This window comes from Gordonia sp. UCD-TK1 (assembly GCF_001691435.1).
Classification (GTDB): Bacteria; Actinomycetota; Actinomycetes; order Mycobacteriales; family Mycobacteriaceae; genus Gordonia; species Gordonia hongkongensis.
In genome coordinates, this window is record NZ_LZMP01000002.1 from 203,839 (window position 1) to 211,465 (window position 7,627).

The following is a 7,627-nucleotide window of genomic DNA, read 5'->3' on the forward strand; positions in this document are numbered from 1 at the left end:
GTCGTGGCTGCGCGGTCGGGCAGATGTGACATGCCCAGCTCGTCAACAATTCTTGACACAATTGTCGATGTCAACATAACCTGACATCATGCACGACGACCACAGCACCGACACCGCACCCGACGCGCCGAGCGCCGAGCTGGCCGGAGACGCCGCGAGCGGCGATCCGGCGAGGGGCTTGGCCGCGGTACGCGCCCTGCGCACCCTGGCCGACCGACTCGAGGACGTGCAGGTGGCCAACGCCCGTGCCCACGGGTGGAGCTGGCAGGCGATCGCAGAAGTGCTGCAGATCAGCCGACAGGCCGTGCATCAGAAGCACTCACAACGTGAGGCCCGCGCGAGTGGGCCAGAAGGAGACACAGATGTTTGAGCGAATCAGTCGCGATGACAAGATGCTGCTGGCTTTCGCCACGCAGGAGGCCGGCGACCTGGGTCACCGGCAACTCGGCAACGACCACCTGATCCTGGGCATGCTCTGCAACGCCCGCAGCCCGTTGTTCGCGCTGCTGGCCGACCAGGGGCTGACGCTGACGTCGGCCCGGGAGGTGGTCCGGAAGTACCACGACGAGCACGCGGAACGGTCCGACACCGCGGAGACCGCCGACGACGAGTCGGCCCGCGAACGCTACGAGGAGGATCGAGAAGCCCTGCGCGGCATCGGAATCGACCTCGACAAGGTCCGGGAAGCGGTGCGCGGACGTTTCGGCGAGGACCTGTCCGACGGCTGGGGCGAGCGCGCCGAGCGTGGCCCCCGGGGACGTGGTCACGGGCGTCGGGGGCACCGGCACCATGGTCGCGGTCGCGGACCCCGGCCGGATTGCGGCCCACAGGGTCTCGGGCCAGAGGGTTTCGGGCCAGAGGGTTTCGGACCGGGTGGTTTCGGGCCGGGTGGTTTCGGGCCGGGCGGACCGTTCGGCGGCGAGGGGCCTTGGGAGCCGGGTCGCGGCCGGCGCGGACCGCGGGGCCGGGGTGCCCGTCCGCGTTTCGCGAACGGCACCCGGACGGTGTTCGGCCGGGCCATGGAGATCGCGCGGGAACGGGGTGACCGCCGCCTCCGCGCGGAGTACCTGTTGCTGGGCATCATCGACACCGCCGACGACGCGTCGCGGGCGCTGATCGAATCCGCCACCACCGCCGACGAACTCCGCGCCGCGGTCGTGGCGAGCCTGCCCGACGTCGAGGCGCAGGTCTGATCGTCGGCGCAGGTCTGGCGTCGAGGTCCGTCAGGTGAGCGCGAGCGCGACAGCAGTGACGACCGCCCAGGCGAGCATCGCCTTCCCGGTCGTCCCGATCGACGGGATCAGTCCCGGTCCGGCCGCCCCGGTCCGGACCGGGGCGTAGGCCTGCCACAGCAGCGGGAACGTCACCAGTCCGAGCAGCGCCCAGGGGGTCGCGAAGGCCAGGACGACGCTCATCGCGAGCGGGGTCAGCAGGAGCACGGCGAACAGGATCCGGGTCCGGGCGTCACCGAGGCGCACGGCGAGGGTGATCTTGCCGGATTCGGTGTCGCTGGGGATGTCTCGGAGGTTGTTGACGACCAGCACGCTGCTCGAGATCGCGCCGATCCCGATCGCGCCGGCCAGTCCGACCCAGTCGATTCGGCCGGCGGAGACGAACTGGGTGCCGAGGACGGCCACGAGCCCGAAGAAGGTGAACACCGCGACCTCGCCCCAGCCGGCGTAACCGTAGGGGCGCTTGCCGCCGGTGTAGAACCAGGCGCCGGCGATACAGATCGCGCCGACCAGCACGAGCCACCACGCCGTCGCGATCGCGAGGACGAGGCCGCAGACCGCGCCGATCCCGAAGCACAGGAACGCGGCGGTCTTCACGGCCTTCGGCGACGCGGCGCCCGACCCGACCAGGCGCATCGGACCGACCCGATCGTCGTCGGTTCCCCGCACGCCGTCGGAGTAGTCGTTGGCGAAGTTCACGCCGATGATGAACGCGACGGCCACCGCCAGCGCGAGTACGGACTTCCACCACGTGACGTCGCCGGAGTGCAGCGCCGCGCCGACACCGACCACGACCGGCGCGATCGCGTTGGGGAGCGTGCGCGGACGAGCGCCCTGGATCCACTGCGAGGGGGTAGCCACGGGGTTCATCGTGTCACGGCCGCGCGCGCGAGCCGGCGGCTGCCCGGCAGGTGTAGAACTTCGTAGCGCCTGGCGCGACGACACACTACATCTGCGGGGGCCGTCGAACGATGGAACCGGTTGCGGCGCAGGTGCGTCTGAAGGTCATGCATCTTCCGCCGGACTTTCGGGCGCTCGCCCTCGAGCAGGACGGCGTGTTCACCGCTGCCGATGCCCGCGAACACGGCATCAACCGGTCGGCGGTGCACCGTCGGGTGCGGGCCGGCGAGTGGGTATCGGTGCATCCTCGTGTCTATCGGCTCGCCGACCACCCCGAGACCGACCGCACGCGAATCCGGACCGCGACGCTGGCCGTCGGCACTCACGGGGTCCTCTCGGGACTCGCTGCAGCGTGGTGGCATGGGATTGTCGATGCCCCACCCACCTCGCCCACGGTCACCGCTCTTCGCGGACGCCACGGTCATCCGGTGACGGGAGTCCGGATTCTCAACCGCGCTCTCGCCGACGCCGACGTGCTGACCCGGGACGGGCTACGGGTCACCGGGGTCGCGTTGTCGGCTTTGGAGGGTGCGGTAGAGGGCGGCATCGAGATCATCGATGCCGCGTTGCAGCAGCGGCGCACCACGGTCGAGCGTCTCGTCGAGGCCTACGAGCGGCGGCGCCGGTGCGTCGGCGCGGCGGACATGGGTTCGATGGTCGAGCTGCTGGAATCGGGTGCGCGGTCGGCCGCGGAGCGGCTCGCTGTCACGATCCTCCGGACCGCGGGTATCGAAGGGTGGGTGGCGAACCATCCGACCTGCGGGTACGAGATCGACTTCGCGTTCCTCGACCGGATGGTGGCGGTGGAGATCGACGGGTTCGCCTTCCACCGCGACTCGAAGACGTTCCAGCGTGACCGCACCCGACGCAATGCGCTCCTCGCGGCGGGTTGGACGGTGCTGAACTACACCTGGGGTGACCTCCGCGACCGAGCGGAGTACGTCGCGACGTCGATCTCCCAGGCACTTGCGACCGCCGCCTGAACTGCAGTTGTCGCACATCGTTGCGCCAGGCGCGACGACACACTACATCTGCGCACCGAAGCGGGCCCGCAACGCGCGACGGYCGTACTTGCCGGGTCCGCGGAGGGGGAGGGCGTCGAGTTCGACGACCCGCCGGGGGGCCGCGTACTTGTCGAGCCGCTCGGTGACCGAATCGCGAATGCGGTTGACGTCGAGGCGTTCTCCGGGACGGACGACGACGAATGCGGTGACCGCCTCGCCGAGCCGGTCGTCGGGGAGTCCGACGACGACGCATTCGGCGACCGCCGGGTCGTCGGCGATCACGGCCTCGACGACCTGCGGTACGACGGTCAGGCCGCCGGTCGAGATGGCCTCGTCGGCGCGGCCGACGATCGAGAGCAGTCCGGCGTCGTCGACGCGGCCGAGGTCGTCGGTGCGGAACCAGCCCGGCTCGGCGAAGGCCGGATGGTCGGGCAGATTGCGATAGCCGGAGGCGACGACCGGACCGCCGAGCAGTACGCGCCCCACCCCGTCGGGTGCCGGATCGGCGATGCGGACCGCGACGCCGTCGAGTGGTCGCCCGTCGTAGACGCACCCTCCGGCGGTCTCGCTCATCCCGTATGTCGCGACGACCGGCAGACCCTCGTCGACCGCTCTGTCCCACAACGGTTTCGGGGTCGCCGCACCGCCGACGAGGATGGCGTCGAGCTCCCGCGAGGCGGCGGTCGCGGCGGGCTGGTCGAGAACCTTGACGAGCTGGGTGGGCACCAGCGAGGTGTATCGCCGCGGACCTTCGAAGTCGCGTACGGCGCGGGCGTAGACCTCGGGATCGAAACCGGCCCGCATGTCCAGGACCACCGGCGTCTGCCCGGCGGTCAGCGCGCGGAGCAGGACCTGCAGGCCGGCGATGTGGTGCGGGGCCAGCGCCAGCAGCCAGTTGCCCGGCCCGCCCAGATGATCGGCGGTGGCCTGCGACGACGCGGCGAGGGTCGCGGGAGAGTGCTGCGCGCCCTTGGGGGTGCCCGTCGACCCCGACGTCGAGACGACGAGGGACACGGGGTCGTCGATCGGTGCGTCGACCTGCAGCGCCGAGGCGAGTTCGGTTGCGGCGCGGGCGTTGTCGGGCACGGGCAGGAAGGCCGAGGAACCGTCGAGGATCGCCCGGAGGTCGTCGACGTGGTCGAGCACGGCGGCGGTCGACGGCAGCGGCAGGGTTCGCAGGGTCCTCAGGACGGGTCTCCGTCCGCCGGACGGCCCCCATCGGGATCGGGCTCGTCGCTGAACGGCCATCCGCGGGCGACGAGGTGTGCGCGTACCCGCGCGATGTCGTCCTCGTGCGGCAGTTCATGGGTGTAGTGGGTGATCTTCACCGCCGCGTCGATCCGCGATATCGGTTCGGGTGGCGGCGGGGACTCGCGGGCCAGCTCCGCCGACACCTGGCTCACCTCGTCGTCGGTCAGCTGCCGGCGCAGCAGCGCCACGAGCGGTATGTAGTCGTTGTGCGGGACGCCGTCGGGGTAGCCGGCGCGCAACCACTCCACGACCTTCTGCAGAAGTGTCGGGCGGTCCACGGGGTGTCTCCGATCAGAAGCGGGGACGATCACTTGTAGCCGAACGGGAAGATCTTGACGCCGGTGTAGTAGAAGATCGTCTGCCGGGTGATCCAGAGGATCCCGACGACGATCACCAGGATGACGACGCCGAAGATGAGGTACGCCACGGGCTTCAGCGCGGGATGCGGATCGGAGGTCGTTCCGTCGGCGGCGACGGAACCCTCGGCGAGGGACCGCAGACGCAACCCGACTGCGAACAGCGCGGGCAGTCCCGCTCCCAGTACCAGTCCGACGATGAGGACTTTGCCGATGGCCTCGAACGTCTCCATTCTCAGGCGCTCCTCTCCGGGTCGTGCTGCACGATGATCTCGGCCGGGATGACCGGTGGCAGCGGGAGGGTCGTGTCGTCCGTCTCGGTGGCGACCGCTTCCTCCCACTCCTCGCCCGCGAGGGCCTCGCCCTCCCAGGCGTCGTTGACGTTCTCGTGGTCGACCTTGTTCTCCTGCGCGCGCCAGTACATGTAGCCCGACGCGACCACCAGGATCGCGAAGATGATGAGGGCCCCGGTGACGTCGCCGAACAGGTGCGCGATGAAGTAGCAGGCGGCGCCGACCGCGCCGGCGGCGGGCAGGGTCGTCACCCAGGCGACGGCCATCCGGCCGGCGACCGACCAGCGGACCTGGGCGCCTTTGCGGCCGACCCCCGAACCCAGGATGGAGCCGGTCGCGACCTGGGTGGTCGAGAGCGCCATGCCCGCGGCACTCGAGGTGAGGATGATGGCGGCCGACGACGCCTCGGCGGCCATGCCCTGCGGCGAGGTGATCTCGACAAGCCCCTTGCCGAGGGTGCGGATGATCCGCCAGCCGCCCAGGTAGGTGCCGATCGCGATGGCCGCGGCGCAGCTGAACACCACCCAGAAGGGGAGTCCGTGGCTGACGCTCGACGCCTCGAGGTGTCCGGTGGCGATGAGGGCCATCGCGATGACACCCATCGTTTTCTGGGCGTCTCCGGTGCCGTGGGCCAGCGAGACCAGCGATGCGGTGGCGACCTGCCCGTAGCGGAAGCCGTCCTCCTTCTGCCGGTCGGCGATCCGGCGGGTGATCGCGAAGACCAGCCAGGTTCCGCACGCCGCGACCAGACAGGCGATGACCGGTGCGGCCAGCGCGGGGATGAGGATCTTGGAGGTGATCCCGGACCAGTTGATCCCGCTGACACCGATCGCGGCCAGGCCCGAACCGATCAGCCCGCCGAACAGGGCGTGGGACGAACTCGAGGGCAGCCCGAACAGCCAGGTGAAGAGATTCCACAGGATGCCGCCGATCAGGCCCGCGAAGATGATGAGCAGCGCCGTCGTCGCCGACAAGCCGGCCACCAGCTCCCCGGCGTCGGTTCCCGAGGTCTGCTGGATGTTCAGCACGTCCTTGGTGATGGTCGCCGCGACCTCCACGGACAGGAAGGCGCCGACCAGGTTGAGCACCGCCGACAGCCCGACCGCGACCTTCGGCTTCAGGGCGCCGGTGGCGATCGACGTCGCCATCGCGTTGCCGGTGTCGTGGAAGCCGTTGGTGAAGTCGAAGCCGAGGGCTGTGACCACCAACAGCACCAGGATCAGCATCTCGCCGCTCATGGTGACGATTGTGGGACCTACCGCCCCCATTTACCTAAACATCGGGCACAGTTCCGGTGCGCGGGGTCCCCGGCCGGGGCCGACCTATCGAACGTTCAACAGACCCTCGGAAACCGGTCGCCGCTGTGGAAGAATCCGTCGGCATGACATCGATGAAGCTGGGCATGCCGATCAACTACGCGGGCGACTTCCGCGAGACCATCAACAACCTCGCGGACTTCGAAGCCGCGGGCGTGCAGCGCATCGCGGTTCCGGAGGCCTACAGCTTCGACGCCGTCTCGCAGCTGGGGTACATCGCGGCCAAGACCGAGACGATGGAACTGCAGACCGCGATCCTGCCCATGTACTCGCGGACGCCCACCAACCTGGCGATGACCGCGGCCGGCCTCGACTACATCAGCGGCGGTCGCGCGGTGCTCGGTATCGGCGCATCCGGTCCGCAGGTGATCGAGGGATTCCACGGCGTCAAGTACGACTACCCGCTGGGACGCGCCCGCGAGCACGCCGAGATCTGCCGGATGGTCTGGCGCCGCGAGAAGCTGAACTACCAGGGCAAGCACTACACGCTGCCGCTCGACGAGGAGCACGGCGGCTCGGGACTGGGCAAGTCCCTGAAGATCATCAATCACCCCGTACGCGCCAACATCCCGTTGCTCCTGGCCGCCATCGGCCCGAAGAACATCGAGTTGGCCGCCGAGATGTTCGACGAGCTGCAGCCGATCCTGTTCCACCCGGAGCAGATCGACGCTGCCTTCGGTGAGTCGCTGGCGGCGGGCAAGGCCAAGCGCGATCCGTCGCTGGGGGATCTGGGCATTGTCGTCCAGGCCACCGCACGCATCTCCGACGACGCCGAGCAGATCGACAACGCCAAGCAACTCGTGCGCCATCATGCCGCCCTGTACATCGGCGGGATGGGCGCCCGCGGGAAGAACTTCTACAACCAGCTCGCCATCCGCTACGGCTACGCCGACGAGGCGAAGCTGATCCAGGACCTCTACCTCGACGGCAAGAAGATGGAGGCCGCGGCCGCGGTCCCCGAGGACCTCGTCACGTCGATGTCGCTGATCGGTTCCAAGGCCCAGGTGGCCGAGCGGGTCGCGGCGTTCCGGGAGGCCGGTGTCACGTGCATCCTGGCCTCGCCCACCGCGCCGACCCACGCCGAGCGCGTCACCGAGGTCGAGCACCTGCGCGACATCTTCGGGGGCTGATCGCGCGATCGGCGATTGTTGTCCGGAAAACGACGGCCCGTGTACGCACGGCCGTCGTTTTCCTTTCTCGGTCATTTGCTCCTCGGGTGCAATTCCGAGACATTTCACTACACTTCGACGATGTTCTGCCGACCGTGAATTCGGG

General features: G+C 69.4%; 9 protein-coding genes. 4 read left to right on the plus strand and 5 right to left on the minus strand.

The features are described from left to right. Window positions 1–88 precede the first annotated feature (88 nt). Window positions 89–370, plus strand: a complete 282-nt coding sequence (locus A9310_RS02445) for a hypothetical protein (protein WP_065629224.1) — start codon at window positions 89–91, stop codon at window positions 368–370. Then, the gene (locus A9310_RS02450; RefSeq protein ID WP_065629225.1) at window positions 363–1,193 is read left to right on the plus strand and encodes a Clp protease N-terminal domain-containing protein; all 831 of its coding nucleotides are present in this window, start codon (window positions 363–365) and stop codon (window positions 1,191–1,193) included. The genes A9310_RS02445 and A9310_RS02450 overlap by 8 nt, the downstream gene beginning before the upstream one ends. Before the next feature lie 30 nt (window positions 1,194–1,223). Here A9310_RS02450 and A9310_RS02455 read toward each other — a convergent pair whose 3' ends face one another. After that, window positions 1,224–2,093: a 1,4-dihydroxy-2-naphthoate polyprenyltransferase gene (locus A9310_RS02455; protein WP_065629307.1), complete on the minus strand. Its 870-nt coding sequence runs from the start codon at window positions 2,091–2,093 to the stop codon at window positions 1,224–1,226. A gap of 146 nt (window positions 2,094–2,239) precedes the next feature. Here A9310_RS02455 and A9310_RS02460 point away from each other — a divergent pair, with 146 nt between their 5' ends. Then, window positions 2,240–3,115, plus strand: a complete 876-nt coding sequence (locus tag A9310_RS02460; protein ID WP_065629308.1) for a type IV toxin-antitoxin system AbiEi family antitoxin domain-containing protein — start codon at window positions 2,240–2,242, stop codon at window positions 3,113–3,115. 42 nt (window positions 3,116–3,157) lie between these two features. On the opposite strand, the gene menE is transcribed toward A9310_RS02460, so the two are convergent. The 4 genes from menE to A9310_RS02480 are packed head-to-tail and all read right to left on the minus strand — an operon-like array spanning window position 3,158 to window position 6,274. Continuing rightward, the gene (menE, locus tag A9310_RS02465) at window positions 3,158–4,324 is read right to left on the minus strand and encodes an o-succinylbenzoate--CoA ligase (protein ID WP_083207232.1); all 1,167 of its coding nucleotides are present in this window, start codon (window positions 4,322–4,324) and stop codon (window positions 3,158–3,160) included. Continuing rightward, a complete protein-coding gene (locus tag A9310_RS02470; RefSeq protein ID WP_065629226.1) occupies window positions 4,321–4,665 on the minus strand; it encodes a DUF3349 domain-containing protein in 345 nt (114 codons plus the stop codon). The genes menE and A9310_RS02470 overlap by 4 nt, the downstream gene beginning before the upstream one ends. Window positions 4,666–4,694: 29 nt before the next feature. After that, on the minus strand, window positions 4,695–4,976 hold the full coding sequence (locus A9310_RS02475) for a hypothetical protein (protein WP_065629227.1): 282 nt from the start codon (window positions 4,974–4,976) through the stop codon (window positions 4,695–4,697). 2 nt (window positions 4,977–4,978) lie between these two features. Continuing rightward, the gene (locus A9310_RS02480) at window positions 4,979–6,274 is read right to left on the minus strand and encodes an inorganic phosphate transporter (RefSeq protein ID WP_065629228.1); all 1,296 of its coding nucleotides are present in this window, start codon (window positions 6,272–6,274) and stop codon (window positions 4,979–4,981) included. A gap of 143 nt (window positions 6,275–6,417) precedes the next feature. Between A9310_RS02480 and A9310_RS02485 the strand changes: the two genes are divergently transcribed. Then, window positions 6,418–7,482: an LLM class F420-dependent oxidoreductase gene (locus A9310_RS02485; protein ID WP_065629310.1), complete on the plus strand. Its 1,065-nt coding sequence runs from the start codon at window positions 6,418–6,420 to the stop codon at window positions 7,480–7,482. Window positions 7,483–7,627 lie beyond the last annotated feature (145 nt).